Raw genomic sequence first — 19,211 nt, forward strand, 5'->3', positions numbered from 1 at the left:
AGCTTTAAAAAGTTTTTTGGTTAGGTTAAAAATGCAGTCATTCGAAATAGATAAAAGCGACGTACTAAAGGTTAAAAATGCAATTTTAGCCGGTGATGAAATTCTAAAAGAAGTTCTGGCAGATTATCATGCTTCAGAAATTGCCATTCTTTTCGAACGCTTAGATAAATCCGAGCAACAACACATTATTAACATTCTTCCTGCAGAAATTGCCTCAGAAATTATTTCTGAGATGGATGAAGAATCCCATCCCGAAGATTTACTTTTCAAACTCCATCCCGATAAGCGTACAGAAATTGTTGAAGAACTGGATTATGATGATGCAACAGACATTATTTCTCAGCTTGAAGATCATGAGCAGAAAGAAATTCTAGAAGATCTTAACGAAGAAGATGCATCAAACATTCGTAATTTATTAACCTACGACGAAAAAACGGCCGGTGGTTTAATGAATACAGATTTAATCTGTGTAAACATCAACTTAACTAAAAAAGATGCAATAGATGAAATCATCCGCCAAAGCGAAGAAATGGAAGAATTCTACACCATTTATGTGGTAGATGATGAAGATGTTTTTCAAGGCATAGTATCACTTAAGGATATTATTAAGGCTAAGCATAATGCGCAAATAACCGAACTGGTAAAAATAGACGCCGTTTATGTTCGTCCAGGAACAGATCAGGAAGAGGTAGCAAATCTTATTTCGCAATATAATTTAACCAGTATTCCTGTAGTTGATGAGCAACATAAATTACTAGGTCGGGTAACTTTTGATGACGTTATTGATGTAATGGAAGCGGAAAGTACAGAAGATATTTTGAAAATATCCGGTGTATCTGAAGATGAGGAATTAAGCGGGAACTGGGTTGAGGCGGTTAAATCTCGGTTGCCTTGGTTAATTATTAATTTGGGAACCGCTTTTTTGGCTTCATCAGTTGTGCGCTATTTTGATCCTACAATTAAACTTATACCATCATTGGCCGCCTACATGACGATTATAGCTGGCATGGGCGGAAATGCTGCAACACAGGCATTGGCGGTAACAGTAAGAAGGATTTCACTTTACGATTTAACGGATAACCAAGCCTATAGAACGGTATTAAAAGAATTTACGGTTGGATTAATTAATGGTGCCTCCAATGGAATAATTGTATTTGTTTTTGCTTACTTTTTTGATGGAAATCCGATGTTGGGATTGGTTATCTTCCTGGCAATGACGGGTAATTTGGTAATTGCGGGCATAACAGGAGCAGGAATTCCACTTATTCTAAAACGCGTTGGCATCGATCCAGCCATTGCATCATCTATTATTATTACTACTTTTACCGACGTTTTCGGCTTCCTTTTAATTTTAGGTTTAGCCAGTAAACTATTACTATAAACTTTGATCATATATTCCAATTACAAAAAATACTGATCCAATATGCAAGCTACAAGACACGACTGGACCAAAGAAGAAATATCAGAAATTTACAATAGACCATTTTTAGATTTGGTTTACGAAGCCGCATCCATCCATAGAGAAAATAAAGATTATAATGAAGTTCAGGTAAGTTCACTAATCTCAATTAAAACTGGAGGCTGTGCAGAAGATTGTTCTTATTGCCCACAAGCGGCACGTTACCATACAGAGTTAGAAGTTCAGCCATTAATGCAAGTTAGCCAAGTTGTTAGCGCAGCAGTTAAGGCTAAAGAAGGTGGTGCATCGCGTTTGTGTATGGGCGCTGCCTGGAGAGAAGTTAGAGATAACCGAGATTTTGATCGGGTTATAGAAATGGTGAAAGCGGTAAATGAGATGGATATGGAAGTGTGCTGTACTTTAGGCATGCTTACTGAAAACCAGGCACAACGTTTAGCTGATGCTGGTTTATATGCTTACAATCACAATATCGATACCTCAGAAGATGATTATAAACGGATCATTTCTACCAGAACTTTTGATGATCGTTTAAATACAATTAAAAACGTTCGCAAGGCAAAACTTACCGTTTGTAGCGGAGGGATTATTGGTTTGGGTGAAACAGTAGAAGATCGTGTTTCTATGTTGCAAACTTTATCTAATATGGAAAAACATCCAGAATCGGTTCCTGTAAATGCATTGGTTCCTGTAAAGGGAACACCGTTAGAGAATCAACCACGCGTTCCAATTTGGGATATGGTAAGGATGATTGCAACAGCTCGAATTGTTATGCCAAATTCAGTTGTACGTTTATCTGCCGGAAGAAATGAAATGAGCACATTAGAACAAGCATTTTGTTTTATGGCAGGAGCAAGCTCTATTTTTGCAGGAGATAAATTATTGACTACTCCAAACCCTGCATTTGTTGATGATATGGCCATGTTTGAATTGTTGGGTTTAAAAACTCGTGATGCATTTAAAAATGGTCGCCCGGCAAATACTCAAATAGCCGAGGAAATGGCTTAATAGAATTAGAGTTCAAAAAAAAAGCGATCTAAGGATCGCTTTTTTTGTTTAGAAACTTCCGTAATTACACGGCAGTAATTCTTACTTCTATATTTCCTTTAGTGGCTTTAGAATAAGGACAAGCTCTGTGTGCTTTTTCTGAAATAGTTTGGGCCTCATCATGCGGAATGCCGGGAATGTGAACATCCAAATCTGCCGACAAAACAAAAGAATTTCCGTCTTTATTAAAAGATACCAAAACATTTACTGAAGCTTCACTAACATCAACCCCTTCACGCTCGGCTACAGAACCTAAAGCACCCAAATAGCAAGCGCCCCAAGCCGAAGCGAATAACTGTTCTGGATTTGTTGCCCCACCTTGTCCGCCAAGTTCTTTCGGTTTTCTCAATTCAAAGTCAATAATTCCATCACTGGATTTTACATGACCGTCTCTTCCACCTTTTGCTGTTACTTCAGCAGTATATAGCTTTTCCATAATGTATTTCTTATTTAATGAGGAATAACAAATTTGCATTGGGGTTTGTTTTTAATCAATCTATAAATTAAACTTTAAGCTTATTTGGTGTAAATAACTAAATTTTTCTAAAATAAATCTCTTAATTAAGGCTGAAGGGCATAATTGTAGATTTTTAACTTCATAGTTAAACGCAAAATACTAATTCTGTATTCCTAATAATACGTGTAGAAATGGGCTATCTAGAAATTGATAAAATGGAAATTGGGTTTCGTGTAAAAAATGGCTCTCTCACGCTTGAAAACTAGTTATGGAGATACTAAATCGATATTTTTACAATAATACTTAATCGCTCCCAAGTTGATATATAGATTTTTGTTGTTGATGTTGATGATTTCCACAGTCGTCGCATCGAAGTTGTACGCCCAAGCTTGCCCAGAAAATATTGGTTTTGAGAATGGAAATTTTCAAAACTGGAAAATGTTTACTGGTACAACATCTATTTTGAGTAGTAAAAATCAAGTTTCATTATCCGAAGTATCTGTAGCATCAGTTGGGAGGCACACTATTTTAAATAATAAAACATTAGTCGATCCTTATGGGGGCTTTCCAGTTGTCCCTAAAAATGGTGGGAATTATTCTGTTAAACTTGGTAATAATGGGACAGGAAATCAGGCTGAGGGAATTTCTTATTTAATAACTGTTCCAACTAATCGACCAGAATTTACACTTACTTACCAATATGCAATCGTTTTAGAAGATCCAAATCATCAACCTGCAGAACAGCCTAGATTTATTGCTAGGGTTAAGGATGTTGCAAGCAATCAATACATCACGTGTGCATCTTTTGAATATATTGCAACCTCTACACTTCCAGGATTTAAAAAATCTTCGGTGAGCAGTTCCGTTATCTATAAGGATTGGAGTCCTGTAACGATTAATTTATCCGGTTATCAAGGCAAGAAATTGCTAATTGAATTTATAAGTGCAGACTGTACTTTGGGCGGACATTTTGGTTATGCTTATGTGGATGTAAATAATCTTTGTGGCGATTTGATTGTTGGAAATACTTATTGTAAAAGCTCCGAACAATTAAATATTTCGGGGCCAAGTGGCTTTAAAAGTTATAATTGGTTTAATGAGGATCGAAGTTTTCAATATGGTTCTGGCCAGGCATTAACCATTAAGCCAACTCCGCCAGAGGGTTCTAAAATATTTTTGGATTTGATTCCATACGAAGGTTATGGTTGTCCGAGTACCGTTAGTGCGATAGTAAGTAGTGTAGATTATGAGCTTCAGCTTTTATCGAAAAGCACTGTCTGCCAAAATTCGGAGATCGATTTAACTTCTACTGATTATGTATTGAATAAATCATTAGATTTTACCTATCTCGTTTATGCAGATAAGGATTTGACGCAATTAATCACCGGATCAACTAAGATTCTACAAAATACCATATTCTACGTTTTGGCTACAAATTACAAAGGCTGTGAAAGTGTGGCTTCTATTGATGTTTCTATTTTTGATGTTGCTAATATTACTGCTAAAAATCCTGAGCCTGTTTGCTATACGGAAACCGTAGATATTACAAAAGATGAAATTTATGAAGGTAATTTAACTGATATTTCCAGAAGTTATTACACAGACGCAAATGCTACTAAAACGCTAATAAATCCCTCTAGAATAAGCAATAGTGGAAAATATTATGTAAAATTCGTTAATACATTTGGATGTTCGAAAATTCTTCCGATTGATGTAATCATCAACCCGAAACCCTTACTGAAAATTACAAATCCTACTGCAGTCTGTTTTCCAAACAAAGTTGATTTAAGTAATGTAAATAATTTTGCAGGAAGTGATCAGGATCTTACTTTAAGTTTTTATACTGATATTAACCTAACCCAAGCAGTTATCGATTCGAAAAAAATTGATCAATCGGGTACTTATTACGTTAAGGCAACTAACAGTAAAGGTTGTATTGTATCTGATAAAATCGAGGCCGTTATTAATGAGCTACCAGTTTTGGTAACAATTGATCCTGCTCCAGTTTGCTTTCCTGAAAAAGTAGATCTAACCAATGCTCAACTTTATAATGGAACAACTGCGGGGGTTAGCTACTCATATTTCTACGATCAAACGTTAACTAATAAAATTGCTAACCCAAAACAAATCTCCGAAACCGGAAAATACTTTGTTAAAATCACTAATCCAAGTGGTTGTTTTGTATCCGGCCAAATTATTGTAATTGTAAATCCCCTTCCAGTTATCGTACTAAATAAACCGAGAACGATATTCGATTACGACTTCATTGATTTAACTTCTGCAGACATTGTTAAGGGGAGTAAAGGTTACGTAAAGGCAAGTTATTTTGAAGATGCGTTATTAAAGAAACCTATTGCTGACCCTACCAAAGTGAACATAGCCGGTGTTTATTATATCGTTTTAGAGAACGATAAGGGCTGTTCAATTGCGGGTGCTATTGAATTAAACATTCTGCCCTCACCAAAAATTGTGGTTCCAACCGCATTTACACCTCAAAAATCGACAAATAATAAATTATATCCATTTTTTGTGAGCATTCAAAAACTGTTAAGTTTTAAAATTTATAACAAGTGGGGAATTTTGGTTTATCAAACAGATGACATGGGAACTGGAGGCTGGGATGGCCAATTCAAAACCAAATTGCAACCATTAGAAACTTTTTCGTGGTTTGCAGACGGAATTGATCTGTTGGGTGGAAAATATCAATCGAAGGGTAAAACTATATTAATATTGTAATGTATAAAACGCTCCTTAGTTTTTTATTGTGCCTAGTTACGCTTCATAGCAAGGCGCAAGATCCAAAGTTTTCGCAATACTTTGCATCTCCTTTATCTTTAAATCCGGCTTATACGGGCTTTTTTGATGGCGATTATCGCTTAGCGGTAAATACCAGACAGCAATGGGGAAACCTGGGCGATCCTTATAATACATACAGCGTTTCTGGAGATTTAAAACTAATCGCAGATGAAAACTTTAGCAATAGCATTTTTAGTATTGGCCTAAGCGGATTGTTCGATGAATCGTTCAACAAAGCATTAAAATCTCAGTACATCAGCGCAAGCTTTTCCTATTATCAATATTTGGATGTGGAGCATAAATTTAAATTCGGATTGGCTCCTCAAATTTCCTACGTTTCAAAATTTTTGGATTACAATAAACTCACTTTTGCTTCACAATACAATGGGAGTGGATTTGATACCTCAATGCCAAATTTTCTAGATTTAAGAAATGACAAAACCTCTTATTTCGATTTGAATTTGGGCGCCAATTTCTCCGCCTCTTTTGATTGTTTTAGTCTTGCGTTAGGCTTTGCACAATATCACTTAACGCGACCGTCAGAAAGCTTACTGAACAATAGCAATGAGGTTGTTCCTTTTAGAAAAACAGTAAATTTTGGAATGCTATATCTACTTAACGATTACGTAGATTTAAATTTTACAGGAGTTTACAACAAACAAAAAAATAATCACGATACCCTTCTAGGAACTGTTGTTGGCTTAAAGCCAAATGATGAAACTCGAATAAAACTAAATTTCGGTCTTTGGTATAAGTTTAACGAATCTTCCTATTATCCTTACTTGGGCTTAAGCTTAGGCAATGTAACGGCTGGGATGAATTATACCGTTTATGGTAATAAATTGCTGAGCGCTACGCCACGAACATATGAGCTTTCCCTAATTTATCGACACAATAATTTCAAAGGTTTCAAAGTGCCTTGCCCTAAATTTTAACGATATGAAAATATTCTTATTTGCATTTATTTTCATCGCTTTAGGAAAAGTATCCTATTGCCAGCAATTAAAGCAAAGCATTGATTACCAATATTATCGGGATGATAAAAGTTATTACGCTTTTGAATTATTTAAGGAGGTTAAAAATACGGAGGATAATCAATTGCTACTAAACTTTACCTCGAATGCTCACCATAATAAAATCGATAAAATCTACATTAAATCAGGAGATGTTGAGCTAAGATTAAAATTTAAAGTTAGAGAAGAAACCATCCATTCGGATAATCCAGAACAGAAATTTTATCCAATTAGCTTTAATAAAAAAGAGTTGGTAGATAAAAAAATCCAATGTGAAGCAACCATAATTTTTAAAATGGAAGGTGGAATTCAATATGCACTACCATTTAATACTTGCAACCTAAAAGAATTAATGGCTAAGAATTAGAGCTTAATTTTTACAGATAGCTTATAAATGTCGTAAGCTACTTTCTGGATTAAATCGAACTGCTCTGGAACTAAATCTTCGCCTTTCAAAATGGTTATTCCAGTTTCATTCAGTCTGATTAGCGGAACATTTTCTATTGTATTTTTGCCCTGAAGTAAGTTTTCTATTGATACATCCAAAAGGTAGTTTGTATTGTTTGACATCGGTTTTAGTGCATTGAAACTTTCGAAAGTAAATTCATGCTCCTTATTATAAAGCGATAAAGTTGCTATATATGAAGATAAAAGATGGCTCAATGCTGTAAACTGATGGATTTCTTTAATAAATAACTGCTTGCTTTTTGGCTCGGAAAACATTCGCTGAAATAGTGATGCTAAGTTGGCGGTACTTACATAAACCTCTTTTCGAGCCAATTTATATTCTGTTCTATTGTAATTTTTATCGAAATACATCCTCACAACCTGTTCATAATAAGCCTTATTTGCTCTTAATATACTCAGCATTGCTTCTTTAACCTTTTCATGTTCCCATGTTGGAAAAAGCGAATAACTTGCTAAAAGAGCAATTCCAGAACCGATAAAAGTATCGTAAATTCGCTCTCTAGCCAGTGCTATTGATCCCATCCCCAGAAAACTGAAAAGAATTAATATATAGGGTGTCATAAACAATACGCTTACTACATAGTTTTTTCTTTGGAAACTGTAGCAACCGATCATACAAACCAATAAAATAACAAATAGAGAATTCTTATCGTGGATATAAGTAATAACCGCCATACCTATAAAAGCGCCAACAGTTGTGCCGATTAACCGTTGGTAGTTTCTCTCTTTGGTTAAACTAAAACCGGGTTTGGAGATGACCAGAATTGTTAATAAAATCCAATAGCTATGAGAAAAATTTAACAATTGAGAAACCACAAAACCCAAAAGCATCACAACAGTTACCCTTAAAGAGTGTCTGAAGGTTGATGAGCTGTAGGTTAAATTTTCAGTAAATAAACTAAAATCGAATTTTTGTCTGGTAATAAATTTTTCTGTATCTACTTCAGCCTGACGAATATCTTTACTATTCCTCATTTTAAAATAACTGTAAATGGTTTTAACTCGAGCCAAAATATTCTCGATGTTAACCTCAATATTTTTCAGTGCAATAATTCCAATTGTATTGTATTCTTGAGTTGTATTATTTCGCTCTAGGTCGTTAATTTTAACTTTCAATCTCTCAATCTCAATCAATAGCCTTTTAGAAATAACAGGTTTTCCACCACTTTTTAAGGCAAATGCAATATCATCAAGCGCATACGAGATTCTTTTGATTGCCATTTCGTAATCTGGAAGTATTCCCGATTTATCAAACTGAGCATGCAGTTGCTGATAGTTGTAATAGGTAGACATTACTTGTTCGAACAAATCGACCATATCTACAAATACAAGCAATAAAAATCTTCCTTCAGGAGTGGAGTCTCTTACAATTTCACGGGTTCTAAATAGCAGTTCCCTTACGGCATCTTGCTTTTCGTGAACAGAAACCTGTAGCTGAAGCAAATCGGCATAGGTTTTATCGTAATTATTATTTTGATGATAAAATTTAGCCTTCTCCCTTAAAAACTCCGCAACTTCTAAAATAGAATCACTGAGCGATTGCTGTACCAACCTAAAAGGCCGAAGTCTGTAAACAAAATAACTTAATCCGGTGTACCATAAACTTCCGGCCAAAACCATTACACCATGAATTAGAACTTCCTGCCAAGGGCGAATGTCATCAATACTTAAAACAATTATGAGTAAAACTGCTGTTCCAATGGCGGCTGCTCTAATTCCGTAAATATATAACATGGAGAAAACGAAACTTGAAACGGCGAGTAGAAAGCCAATAAAATAATGGTTTTTGTTTGTTAAGCCGGTAAGGATGGAGAAAACAAATATTAGAACGGTTGTAATTAACATGGCATTACGCCTATGCACCATTGGCCCAGGACTATCTACAACGCTTACGCATAAGGCCCCTAGAGAAAGTGTCATCCCATATTTTAACATTCCGAACTGCGCTAAAATAAGAGAGGGAAGGAGCACGCCAATTGTTATGCGCAAGCCATCGGCAAAATACGTACTCAATAAAAAATCTTGTATGTTTCTAATGGGTTGCCTAATCTGCATGGTACAAAAATAACATATTAGCTATGCTTTTTGTTGACATTTTAAATTAACTTTTTCCATAGTTTTATCTTTTTGGGCAGAAAATGGATAAGATTGGTAATGTACAAAGCAATCTACTTGTTAATAAGGTACTTATGGTATATTGTTAATAAACTTTCAAAAAGTGACATTATTTGCGATTGATGGTAATTTATTAAGTTTAAAAATGTTAACAACCCTGATTTTAAGGTGGATAACAATGTTTATAAAAACAATTACTTTTCTCTTGGCAAATAAGCCTTTTAGTACTATATTAGATTATATCAAATACGAAGTACTTTGAATTCTGATAAGACAATCCAAAAGAGATAAAGAATCGAAAGATGAAATATTTCGGATATACTTAACAAGGAAAACGATTAATTTCAGAAAGGGTTAAACCGAGTAAGGATATACATTAGAGATCGCAAGATTGAAAATAAGAAAATCGCAAGACCTAACAGAAATTATTGAAAGCTGAAGAATTTTACGGAAGGACGCAGTTGGAAATAAATTTTCACGAATCGCAAAAGTTGCAAAACCTAACGATTACGGAAAAATCGAAGTTACAGAGATTAGATGCTTTAAAATGCAACTACGGTTGTTTTTAAGGTGAAGACGGGGAACTGAATCGCAAGAAGAAGAACCCCGTTTTTTTATGTCTAAAAATTCGTTAAAATATTTTCAAAACATTAAAAATGTATATTTGCATACATAAATGAACTGGTTATGGAAAGCTATGTAATAAATATACCTGATAAAAAAGCCAACTTAGTTAAAGAGCTCTTAAAAGAACTCGGTGTTGAAATCAGTGCTATAGGTTCAGATTCACAGCATTGTAATGAGAATCATATTCCAAATAAACAAACTTTAAAGGCAATTAAAGAAGTTAAAGCTGGTAAAGGAATTAGGTTTATTAATGCTAAAGATTTATTCGGCAGTATAAAGTAATGTATCAAATCGTTGCATCGAACAAATTTCTTAAAGATTTAAAACTACTTAAAAAAAGATCACTCAAAGATTTTGAATTGTTGCAAACTGTAGTTGAGATTTTAACTGAAAAAGGTCATTCAGGTTTAAGTAAAAAGCATTATCCTCACAAATTGTCAGGAAATTTTGATGGTTTTTGGGAATGCCATGTTAAGCCAGATTTACTTTTAATTTGGGATGAAAATGATGCGATTCAACTGATTGAATTAATTCGTACAGGAACGCACTCTGATTTATTTTAGCATCTTAAGTTAAAAAGAATTTTAAAATCTTCGGCTAATTATCTCTAAAACCTTAAATTTACCTTATGGCCAAAAAAGGTAAATCAATCACCACTCCTTCAAAGAAAATATTCGTTTTAGATACCTCAGTTATTTTATACGATCACGATGCTATAAATAATTTCCATGAACACGATGTTGCCATTCCAATTCAGGTATTAGAAGAGTTGGATAACTTTAAAAGTGGCAATGATACTCGAAATTTTGAAGCCAGAAGCTTTATCCGTTTAATAGATGAAACATCAAAGCAAAAATTAATCAGCGATTGGATTGCACTAAAAGCTCCAAATGGTGGTAAATTTAAGGTTGTTTTAAATGAAAAACCTTTAAAGATTGATGCCGAGGAAGTTTACGGAAAAGGTAAAACCGACCATAAAATTTTAAATGCCGCACTAAGTTTAAAAGAAGAAAATCCTGATAAAAAAGTTGTTCTAGTTTCTAAAGATATATGTTTAAGGCTAAAAGCTAAAGCATTAGATTTAAATGCGGAAGACTACGAAACCGGTAAAATCAAAAATGTTGACGAACTTTATGCTGGCAAAACAGAAATCAATAATTTCTCAGAATCTGTTATAGACTACATTAAAAAAAACCAGCATATCAGCGCTTTAGATTTGGATCTTCCTGCTAAAACGGGGAATCATTTTTACATCCTTAAAAATAAACGAAAAACTGTTAACGTATTTTATAACCACAGTCAGAAAACAATTTCCTCCGTTTCTACTGATCCAATTTTTAAAATAAAACCAAAAAATATAGAGCAAGCCTTTGCAATCCATGCACTTTTAGATCCTGAAATAAAGCTAGTAAGCATTCAGGGAAATGCGGGAACGGGAAAAACATTGCTGGCCTTGGCAAGCGCTCTAGAACAGCGTAAAAACTTCCGCCAAATTTATGTTACTCGGCCAATTGTTTCATTGAGCAATAAGGATATCGGTTTTTTGCCTGGAGATGCTAAATCAAAAACAGATCCTTTTATGGCACCAATTTGGGATAATCTCCGTTTTATAAAAGAACAATTCATTGGTGATGATAAAATGTCGGCAAAGATTGATGAACTGATTTCAACAGAAAAAATTGCCATTGCTCCATTAGCATTTATTAGAGGAAGAACTTTAACCAAAATTTTCTTTATTATAGATGAAGCACAGAATTTAACGCCACATGAAGTTAAAACAATCATTTCAAGAGCAGGAGAGCACACCAAGGTTGTTTTTACTGGTGATATTTATCAAATTGATACACCATATTTAGATTCGGAAAGTAATGGTTTGTCTTACTTAATAGAGAACGCAAAAAATCATCCGCTGTACGCACACATTACTTTGCATAAGGGGGAAAGAAGTGAATTGGCAAATTTAGCTAATGAGTTGCTTTAAAGGTTGTTGTTGAGTTTTCCCCGCAGATAACACAGATAATTTACGCAGATTTAAGGGAATTTGGGTGTTTAAAATTTACTAGATGCTTTGAGGGTAATTAGTTGCTTTAAAGATTTTTGTTGAGTTTTCCCCGCAGATAGCGCAGATAAGATCCTAAAATTTAAGTGCAAAATCTGCATCCCATCATTGTAATTACTGATCTGCGTTGATCTGCGGTTCTTATCCCCTTAAATCTGCGGGAAATAGTATTTAAGTAACTTTCTATTTCGTATTAAACTCCTTAAGCTCCGAGGGCAACCAAATAGGATAAGAATATTTCCTGACCTCCAATTTAGCCGCTTTAGATACAGGAATTCTCCAGATATCGAAAAAATCTGTTAAGTCTGATTTTGTGGCACTGCTTATGGTTTTAAACCATAAATCAATTTTCTCTTCATTGTTTTTCGGATATAGATTTCTTGGCAGATCAGCGTAAGTTTTATTTGCCGTTTTAATAGCATCCCACCCAAATTGCTCAATTAATTCAATGTACATACTTAAAGCAATCCACGGATCTTGCTGAAATTTTTCATAGCTCGGATTATTCCTCATGTAAGTTTTTATCTTTTCAATTACGCCTTCTTTACTTGGAATATTATCATGATTATGATATTTGCCTAGATTAAGCACTTTATCATATACGTACATGCTATAAAGGTTAACGGTAACTTCTCCTAAACCCTGAAAATCCAATTCCCAAAACTGATGGCGGTGGCCTAATTCATGGAATAAACCCCAAGATCCAAGTTTTTCAATTAAATCTTTATCCAACATTATTTTGGTACTCTCATCTTCATCTGGTGCAACAATTTTATATTGCATGGTAAATAAAGAACCATAAGCCACTTGCTGATCTACAATTATCCGTTCATTATGTGCTCTTTCATGATTAATGGTTCTCAGATCAGCGTCTGCATCCATTACCTTATCATAAAATTGCAATAACTCGGTTGGGTTTTTTAAGTTTCTAATTCTGTAAGATGGAACGGTAAATACTATTTTATCAGTAGCAAGTTCTGCCCAAGGTGCTCCGTAATTCTTAATGGTGCTATTCCAAGTGGAGTCGTTTGTTTCGCCCAATTTAAAATAAGGTGCATTTACTGCGCCCAATACTCGTAAATTGATACTTTTTAAAGTGGTTGTGTCGGTAATATTTAATTCCAAAAGACCACCATAAGGCGACTGGATTTCTGTGGTATCTTTATCCAGTTCGAAAGTTCTAACAAGGTTAAAGCCAATTCTATTAATTTGATCAGCAACATTAATAAGGTCGTCGTCATGTAACCCAATTTGTACTTTTAGCTTTTGAATAAAATATTTTTTCTCCAAAATAACTTTGATTTTTTCTCCGGCAGGAACATACAATCCAGTGCTGTGAGGTCTAAAATATCCGTCGTGAATATCAAACAATCCTTGCTTGCCAACTTGTACTTTAATAGAAATGTTTTTATCAACCCTTTTTGCAGAATCTGTAACTATTCCAGGAAACCCCTCAATTCCGAATGCTTTACCTTTAAGTTGTGGGTTTTCTTTAAAAAGTTTTTCTTGCATTTCTCCTGCAAGTCTATAAGCTGCCTTTTGCTTTTTGGTAGAAATATTTAAAGGCTGTGCGAGGGAAGGCCTAAATAGAGAATCTGGAATTTCATAAGATCTCCTCATTTCTTTCATTATCATTGAGTTATAAGTATTAAACTCTATAGATAATGAAATTGTGGGGTTAATAAACCATTCTAAAACATTGGTGCTGGGAAGTGTCTGGGTATTTAACACCGAACTCATGTACGGCAATATGGTATTAATGTGTAAATAAACAGGAATAGAATCTGTGTGAAGAATTTGGTTTTTCGGACTCGATTTTAATAAAAAGTAAGAGTTAACGATACCTGCTTTGGCCAATAAATTATTTATTTTGAGAAAGGAATGTAAATCTTGAATTTTCAAATTATTGTGGCTTCTTTCGTAAGCAGAACCAAAAACCAACGTTCCTCCATTTTGGATAAACTTATCTAAATAACCCAATTGAACGGAATCTTTTACATCGTCTTGAATGTAAATAGTCGTTATTTTTGAATCGGTTTTTAGTGTTTCTAATTTTCTACTGGCAATTTTATTAAGCTTTAAAAAAGCTTCTAAATCTCCATTCTCGGGATGGTAAATTCCAACACTTCCCTTAGGGTTTAACCGAAACACATTTAAAACAAACTTGCTCACATTTGGGTCTTTGAGCATTGGGTTTTCAAAACTGGATGGAGCGCCTACTGCAACCACAATTCCTTTTCCATACCGCGATGCCATTATAGCGTTGCCTCTCAAATCAAAACCTTCAAGCTCCGCTGTTGCAATTATTTCTGGTCGCTCGTTGGTGGTAAAAAATAATGAGGTATATCTTGTTGTATCCGGGAGTGGAAGTGATTTTACATTCTTAAGAATTTTAGCTTTGAGTGTTTCCTGTATTTGAGCTTGAGCAGGTAAATGGTTTAAAATCAGAACTGCAAAAAGGGATATTATAAGCTTGCTTAAGTTTTTCATAGGAGCGCTATTTTTAACTAAAGTAAGATTAATAAAACGGTTTAGTTGAGCTTTAAATGATAATTAACAGTTTTTAACATAGCGTTTTAAATTCTGCTAATGATATTTCTTCAACGCTCTAATTGCTATAAATAATCCGATTAGGGTTAAAAATGCACTAAAAATAAATGGTGCTCCAGGAAAATATAATGGTGTTCCGCTTTGGATAAAATATACAAATATGTGCGATGCAACCCATGGGCCAATGATTGCGGCTAAACTTTGCAAGCTGGTTGTAATCCCTTGAATTTCGCCTTGTGCATTTTCTGGAACCTGATTCGAAATTATACTTTGCATGGCTGGTCCACCGATTCCTGCCAAACAATAAGGAATAATAAATACCATCATCATAACACCGTTTGAGGCAAAGGCAAAGCACATAAATCCAATAACATATAAAATTAATCCGAAATATATTGCCCTTCTGTTGCCGATTTTCGGAATAATTATCCTAATTAATCCACCCTGAACAATTGCCACCATTAAACCGACAACCCCTAAAGAATAACCAATCATGGTAGAGTCCCATTTGAATTTTTCGATTACGTAATAAGACCAATTTGATTGTACAGAATGGCTAGCGATATATAATAATAAAAGTGTAGCCAATAAACCCAATATTGCAGGGTATTTAGATGCATTAAAAAACGATCCAATTGGGTTTGCTCTTTTCCACGAAAAGTTCCGTCTGTTTTCTTTAGTTAGGGATTCTGGTAAAATAAAGTAACCATAAAGCCAGTTTACGAGTGCTAATCCTGCAGAAATCATAAAGGGTACTCGGAGTCCGAAAGTGCTAAACAAACCACCAATAACAGGACCTAAAATAAAGCCAACGCCAAAGGCTGCGCCAACCAATCCAAAGTTTTGTGCCTTCTTTTCTGGTTCAGAAATATCTGCAATATAGGCCATTGCCGTTGTAAAGCTTGCACCGGTGATGCCAGCAATTATTCTTCCAACAAAAAGCCATAAAATAGTTGGCGCAAAGGATAGGAAAATATAATCCACTCCTAATCCAAATAAAGAGAAAAGTAAAATCGGCCTGCGACCATACTGATCACTTAAACCACCCATTATTGGCGAAAAAATAAATTGAGCTAACGCAAAGGCAACCATTAAATAACCACCATAATCTGCCGCTATGCTTAAGCTTCCACCGGTAAATTCTTGAATCAGTTTAGGTAAAACAGGAATAATAATTCCAAAGCCAGTAAAATCTATCAATAGCGTTACCATGATAAATACCATTGCTGATTTTTTCTCTTTTGCCATTTTATATCGGGTTAGGCACAAAAATAGAATTTATTGGCAAATTAGTTTAATCAAGATTAAATGATAATTACGACCTATGCAAACAAACTAACAATCTTTCAACTTTTCAACAAAACAGCCATAGAATGGGTAATCGTGCTATCTTTATAGCTTTTGCAAATTAATTTCAGTTTTGGCTAAAGACACAAATAAAGAAACCCCGTTAATGCAACAATATAACGCTATAAAGGCGAAGTATCCTGGTGCACTTTTACTTTTTAGGGTTGGAGATTTTTACGAAACATTTGGTGAAGATGCCATAAAAACTTCTCAGATTTTAGGAATAGTATTAACCAGAAGAGGCACTGGACCAAATGGAGGTGCTTTAGAGTTGGCTGGTTTTCCGCATCATTCCTTAGATAATTACTTGTCGAAATTGGTTAGGGCAGGGCAACGTGTGGCCATCTGCGATCAGCTTGAAGATCCAAAGTTAACCAAAAATATTGTTAAACGTGGCGTAACTGAGCTGGTAACCCCTGGAGTTGCTTATGGCGATAATATTTTAAATCAAAAATCTAACAATTATTTAGCTTCAGTATTTTTTGATAAAACCCAGTTAGGCGTTTCGTTTTTAGATATTTCGACTGGCGAATTTATGATTGCCCAAGGAAATAGCGATTACATTGATAAACTTTTGCAAGGATTTAAACCTACAGAAGTAATATTTCAAAAATCTAAACGTCAAAATTTTATAGAACAGTTTGGCGATCGGTTTTACACCTTTGGATTGGATGAATGGCCATACACTTCTGATTATGCAGAAGAAACCTTAACCAAGCATTTTGATGTGACCTCGTTAAAAGGTTTTGGAATTGAGCGTTTGCAAAGTGGAATTATTGCTGCCGGCGTTATTTTGCATTACTTAGGCGAAACAGAACATCGGAATTTACAGCATATTACCTCTATAAGCAGGATTGAGGAAGACCGCTATATGTGGTTAGATCGTTTTACCATTCGGAATCTCGAGTTGGTGAGTTCGGCTAATGATAATGCCGTTACGCTATTCGATATTCTAGATCATACCTGTACTCCAATGGGTGCTCGCTTGCTCCAAAAGTGGATTATTATGCCATTGAAAGAGCTTAAGCCCATTGAGGAGCGTTTGGGAATGGTTGATTTTTTTGTAAAACACGATGAACTTCAGCAAGAATTTTTAACTCATATTAAACAGATTGGTGATTTAGAAAGATTGATCTCTAAGGTAGGTTTACAACGTGTTGGGCCAAGAGAATTAGTGGCTTTAAAGAGAGCCTTAACTCATATTGAAGCCGTAAAAAACTTAGCTGCGAACTCTAAAAATCCATTTCTAATTAAAATTGCCGACCAGCTAAACCCTTGTTTGGCTATTCGCGAAAGAATTGAAAAGGAACTTCAACCAGAACCACCGGCATTATTAATTAAAGGAAATGTAATTAATGATGGGATTGACGAAGATTTGGATCGTTTGCGTAAAATTGCTTTCGGCGGTAAAGATTATTTGGTTCAAATACAGAAACGTGAAGCCGAAGCAACTGGAATTCCATCGTTAAAAATATCTTTCAATAATGTTTTTGGTTATTATTTGGAGGTTACCCATACGCATAAAGATAAAGTGCCCGAAGGCTGGATTCGCAAGCAAACTTTGGTTAACGCAGAGCGATACATCACTCCAGAACTAAAGGAATACGAAGAACAAATTTTAGGTGCAGAGGAAAAAATTCAAGCCATCGAAATTCGTTTGTACAATGAATTGATGTACGAAACGGCAAGTTACATTAAGCCGATTCAGTTAGATTCATTTTTGATTGCCCAATTGGATTGCTTGTTGTGTTTTGCTCAACTGGCTGAAAAAAATCATTATGTTAAACCAACTGTAAATAAAGATAAAGTTCTCGATATTAAAGGTGGGCGCCATCCGGTGATTGAAAAACAATTACCCGTTGGACAAGAATACATCACTAACGATGTTTATTTAGATACGGATAGTCAGCAGATTATAATGATTACTGGCCCCAATATGGCGGGTAAGTCGGCAATTTTAAGGCAAACTGCGCTTATTGTTTTAATGGCGCAAATGGGCTGTTTTGTGCCAGCAAAGGCTGCCGATATTGGTTTAGTAGATAAGATTTTTACACGCGTTGGTGCCTCTGATAATATCTCTTCTGGAGAAAGTACATTCATGGTGGAAATGAATGAAACGGCCAGTATTTTGAATAATATTTCTGATGATAGTTTGATCCTCTTAGATGAAATTGGAAGAGGAACAAGTACTTATGATGGGATTTCTATTGCTTGGGCTATTGCAGAATTTTTACACCAGCACCCGACTTCGCGACCAAAAACTTTGTTTGCAACGCATTATCATGAGTTAAACGAATTGGCAAATACAATGCCACGGATCAAGAATTTTAATGTTTCGGTTAAAGAAATGACCAATAAAGTTATCTTTTTAAGGAAGCTGGTTCCCGGTGGAAGCGAGCATAGTTTCGGGATTCATGTAGCAAAAATGGCTGGTATGCCACCAAAGTTAATCAGTAGAGCGAACGAAATTTTAAAGAAGCTGGAAATAGATCGGACTGAAGGACAAAGCATAAAAGACAGTATTAAAAAAGTTCAAAATCAAGCTTATCAGTTGCAAATGTTTGCCATTGATGATCCGGTATTGGTTAAAATTCGCGATAACCTAAATAATTTAGATGTAAATGCGTTAACTCCTGTAGAAGCTTTGCTGAAGCTGGACGAAATCCAAAGATTGATAAAAAACTAGGTTAGCCACAGATTCGCAGATTAAATTTGCCACGGAAACACGGATTAACACGGAATCAGTTCTGTGTATTCAGTGTTTCCGTGGCAATAAAATAGAGATATGATAAAAACAAAATATTCCTTTTGGCTAATTTTAATTCTCTCGCTAATTTTAACCGCTTGCGGTTCAAGAAAATATACGGTTAAAAGTTATTCCAAGGCATCGAAAGCTGCTGATGCGATGGCAAATTTAAAAAGCAAACAACTTTATCGCTTCATTACCGATTGGACAGGTGTAAAATACCGTTTTGGGGGTTTGGATAAAAATGGTGTCGATTGTTCTGGCTTTGCGTTTTTATTAGAAAAAGAAATATATGGCGTTACGCTTCCTAGAATCTCTCGCGATCAAGCAAACTTTGTAAAGCGAAAAAATATTGATAATCTTCATGAAGGTGATTTGGTGTTTTTCTCTTTTGGAGGCAGTGATGTAGATCATGTTGGGGTTTACCTAAATAATGGTTTTTTTGTTCACGCAAGTACAACAAGAGGTGTAATTGTAGATGATTTGAGTTTGCCAGCTTATCAACGAGTTTTGGTGAAATCAGGATCTGTAAATTAATTATCCGTTGGTTGAAACCAACGGCAATGAAC

General features: G+C 35.0%; 14 protein-coding genes. 10 read left to right on the forward strand and 4 right to left on the reverse strand.

Going from position 1 to position 19,211, the window contains the following annotated elements:
* Positions 1-31 precede the first annotated feature (31 nt).
* The gene (gene mgtE / locus H7U22_RS08410; RefSeq protein ID WP_187070901.1) at positions 32-1,381 is read left to right on the forward strand and encodes a magnesium transporter; all 1,350 of its coding nucleotides are present in this window, start codon (positions 32-34) and stop codon (positions 1,379-1,381) included.
* 42 nt (positions 1,382-1,423) lie between these two features.
* Entirely contained in the window at positions 1,424-2,425 is a 1,002-nt protein-coding gene (gene bioB / locus H7U22_RS08415; protein ID WP_187070902.1) for a biotin synthase BioB, read from the forward strand.
* Between the two features lie 64 nt (positions 2,426-2,489).
* Here the strand turns inward: bioB and H7U22_RS08420 are convergent, their stop codons facing one another.
* Positions 2,490-2,900, reverse strand: a complete 411-nt coding sequence (locus H7U22_RS08420; protein ID WP_187070903.1) for an organic hydroperoxide resistance protein — start codon at positions 2,898-2,900, stop codon at positions 2,490-2,492.
* A gap of 363 nt (positions 2,901-3,263) precedes the next feature.
* On the opposite strand from H7U22_RS08420, the gene H7U22_RS08425 reads away from it, so the two are divergent.
* From H7U22_RS08425 to H7U22_RS08435, 3 genes are read left to right on the forward strand one after another with little or no spacing between them, the layout of a single operon-like run.
* Positions 3,264-5,657, forward strand: a complete 2,394-nt coding sequence (locus tag H7U22_RS08425) for a gliding motility-associated C-terminal domain-containing protein (RefSeq protein WP_222621821.1) — start codon at positions 3,264-3,266, stop codon at positions 5,655-5,657.
* Complete coding sequence (locus H7U22_RS08430) at positions 5,657-6,652, forward strand: PorP/SprF family type IX secretion system membrane protein (protein WP_187070905.1); 996 nt, start codon at positions 5,657-5,659, stop codon at positions 6,650-6,652. The genes H7U22_RS08425 and H7U22_RS08430 overlap by 1 nt, the downstream gene beginning before the upstream one ends.
* Positions 6,653-6,656: 4 nt before the next feature.
* On the forward strand, positions 6,657-7,097 hold the full coding sequence (locus H7U22_RS08435; protein ID WP_187070906.1) for a hypothetical protein: 441 nt from the start codon (positions 6,657-6,659) through the stop codon (positions 7,095-7,097).
* Here the strand turns inward: H7U22_RS08435 and H7U22_RS08440 are convergent.
* Positions 7,094-9,253 carry an FUSC family protein gene (locus H7U22_RS08440; protein ID WP_187070907.1) on the reverse strand — a complete coding sequence of 720 codons (2,160 nt, stop codon included), beginning with the start codon at positions 9,251-9,253 and terminating at the stop codon, positions 7,094-7,096. The genes H7U22_RS08435 and H7U22_RS08440 overlap by 4 nt on opposite strands.
* 747 nt (positions 9,254-10,000) lie before the next feature.
* On the opposite strand from H7U22_RS08440, the gene H7U22_RS08445 reads away from it, so the two are divergent.
* The 3 genes from H7U22_RS08445 to H7U22_RS08455 all read left to right on the forward strand — a co-directional run bounded on the left by H7U22_RS08445 (position 10,001) and on the right by H7U22_RS08455 (position 11,921).
* Positions 10,001-10,222, forward strand: coding sequence for a hypothetical protein (locus H7U22_RS08445; protein ID WP_187070908.1), 222 nt, complete (start codon positions 10,001-10,003; stop codon positions 10,220-10,222).
* On the forward strand, positions 10,222-10,503 hold the full coding sequence (locus H7U22_RS08450) for a type II toxin-antitoxin system YafQ family toxin (RefSeq protein ID WP_187070909.1): 282 nt from the start codon (positions 10,222-10,224) through the stop codon (positions 10,501-10,503). The genes H7U22_RS08445 and H7U22_RS08450 overlap by 1 nt, the downstream gene beginning before the upstream one ends.
* 65 nt (positions 10,504-10,568) lie before the next feature.
* Positions 10,569-11,921, forward strand: coding sequence for a PhoH family protein (locus tag H7U22_RS08455; protein WP_187070910.1), 1,353 nt, complete (start codon positions 10,569-10,571; stop codon positions 11,919-11,921).
* Between the two features lie 261 nt (positions 11,922-12,182).
* Here the strand turns inward: H7U22_RS08455 and H7U22_RS08460 are convergent, their stop codons facing one another.
* Together H7U22_RS08460 and H7U22_RS08465 are read right to left on the reverse strand one after the other, a co-directional pair.
* Positions 12,183-14,489, reverse strand: a complete 2,307-nt coding sequence (locus tag H7U22_RS08460) for a M60 family metallopeptidase (RefSeq protein ID WP_187070911.1) — start codon at positions 14,487-14,489, stop codon at positions 12,183-12,185.
* A 96-nt stretch (positions 14,490-14,585) separates the two neighbouring features.
* Entirely contained in the window at positions 14,586-15,797 is a 1,212-nt protein-coding gene (locus H7U22_RS08465; protein ID WP_187070912.1) for a TCR/Tet family MFS transporter, read from the reverse strand.
* A 205-nt stretch (positions 15,798-16,002) separates the two neighbouring features.
* Here H7U22_RS08465 and mutS point away from each other — a divergent pair, with 205 nt between their 5' ends.
* On the forward strand, positions 16,003-18,582 hold the full coding sequence (mutS, locus tag H7U22_RS08470) for a DNA mismatch repair protein MutS (RefSeq protein WP_187070913.1): 2,580 nt from the start codon (positions 16,003-16,005) through the stop codon (positions 18,580-18,582).
* Between the two features lie 99 nt (positions 18,583-18,681).
* Entirely contained in the window at positions 18,682-19,179 is a 498-nt protein-coding gene (locus H7U22_RS08475; protein WP_187070914.1) for a C40 family peptidase, read from the forward strand.
* Positions 19,180-19,211: the final 32 nt, after the last annotated feature.

Source organism: Pedobacter fastidiosus (assembly GCF_014306625.1).
GTDB classification, from domain to species: domain Bacteria; phylum Bacteroidota; class Bacteroidia; order Sphingobacteriales; family Sphingobacteriaceae; genus Pedobacter; species Pedobacter fastidiosus.

Bases quoted from the DNA above. Each gene is read 5' to 3' on its own strand.
- mgtE (WP_187070901.1), top strand. From the start codon at position 32: ATGCAGTCATTCGAAATAGATAAAAGCGACGTACTAAAGGTTAAAAAT.
- bioB (WP_187070902.1), top strand. From the start codon at position 1,424: ATGCAAGCTACAAGACACGACTGGACCAAAGAAGAAATATCAGAAATT.
- H7U22_RS08420 (WP_187070903.1), bottom strand. From the start codon at position 2,900: ATGGAAAAGCTATATACTGCTGAAGTAACAGCAAAAGGTGGAAGAGAC.
- H7U22_RS08425 (WP_222621821.1), top strand. From the start codon at position 3,264: ATGTTGATGATTTCCACAGTCGTCGCATCGAAGTTGTACGCCCAAGCT.
- H7U22_RS08430 (WP_187070905.1), top strand. From the start codon at position 5,657: ATGTATAAAACGCTCCTTAGTTTTTTATTGTGCCTAGTTACGCTTCAT.
- H7U22_RS08435 (WP_187070906.1), top strand. From the start codon at position 6,657: ATGAAAATATTCTTATTTGCATTTATTTTCATCGCTTTAGGAAAAGTA.
- H7U22_RS08440 (WP_187070907.1), bottom strand. From the start codon at position 9,253: ATGCAGATTAGGCAACCCATTAGAAACATACAAGATTTTTTATTGAGT.
- H7U22_RS08445 (WP_187070908.1), top strand. From the start codon at position 10,001: ATGGAAAGCTATGTAATAAATATACCTGATAAAAAAGCCAACTTAGTT.
- H7U22_RS08450 (WP_187070909.1), top strand. From the start codon at position 10,222: ATGTATCAAATCGTTGCATCGAACAAATTTCTTAAAGATTTAAAACTA.
- H7U22_RS08455 (WP_187070910.1), top strand. From the start codon at position 10,569: ATGGCCAAAAAAGGTAAATCAATCACCACTCCTTCAAAGAAAATATTC.
- H7U22_RS08460 (WP_187070911.1), bottom strand. From the start codon at position 14,489: ATGAAAAACTTAAGCAAGCTTATAATATCCCTTTTTGCAGTTCTGATT.
- H7U22_RS08465 (WP_187070912.1), bottom strand. From the start codon at position 15,797: ATGGCAAAAGAGAAAAAATCAGCAATGGTATTTATCATGGTAACGCTA.
- mutS (WP_187070913.1), top strand. From the start codon at position 16,003: ATGCAACAATATAACGCTATAAAGGCGAAGTATCCTGGTGCACTTTTA.
- H7U22_RS08475 (WP_187070914.1), top strand. From the start codon at position 18,682: ATGATAAAAACAAAATATTCCTTTTGGCTAATTTTAATTCTCTCGCTA.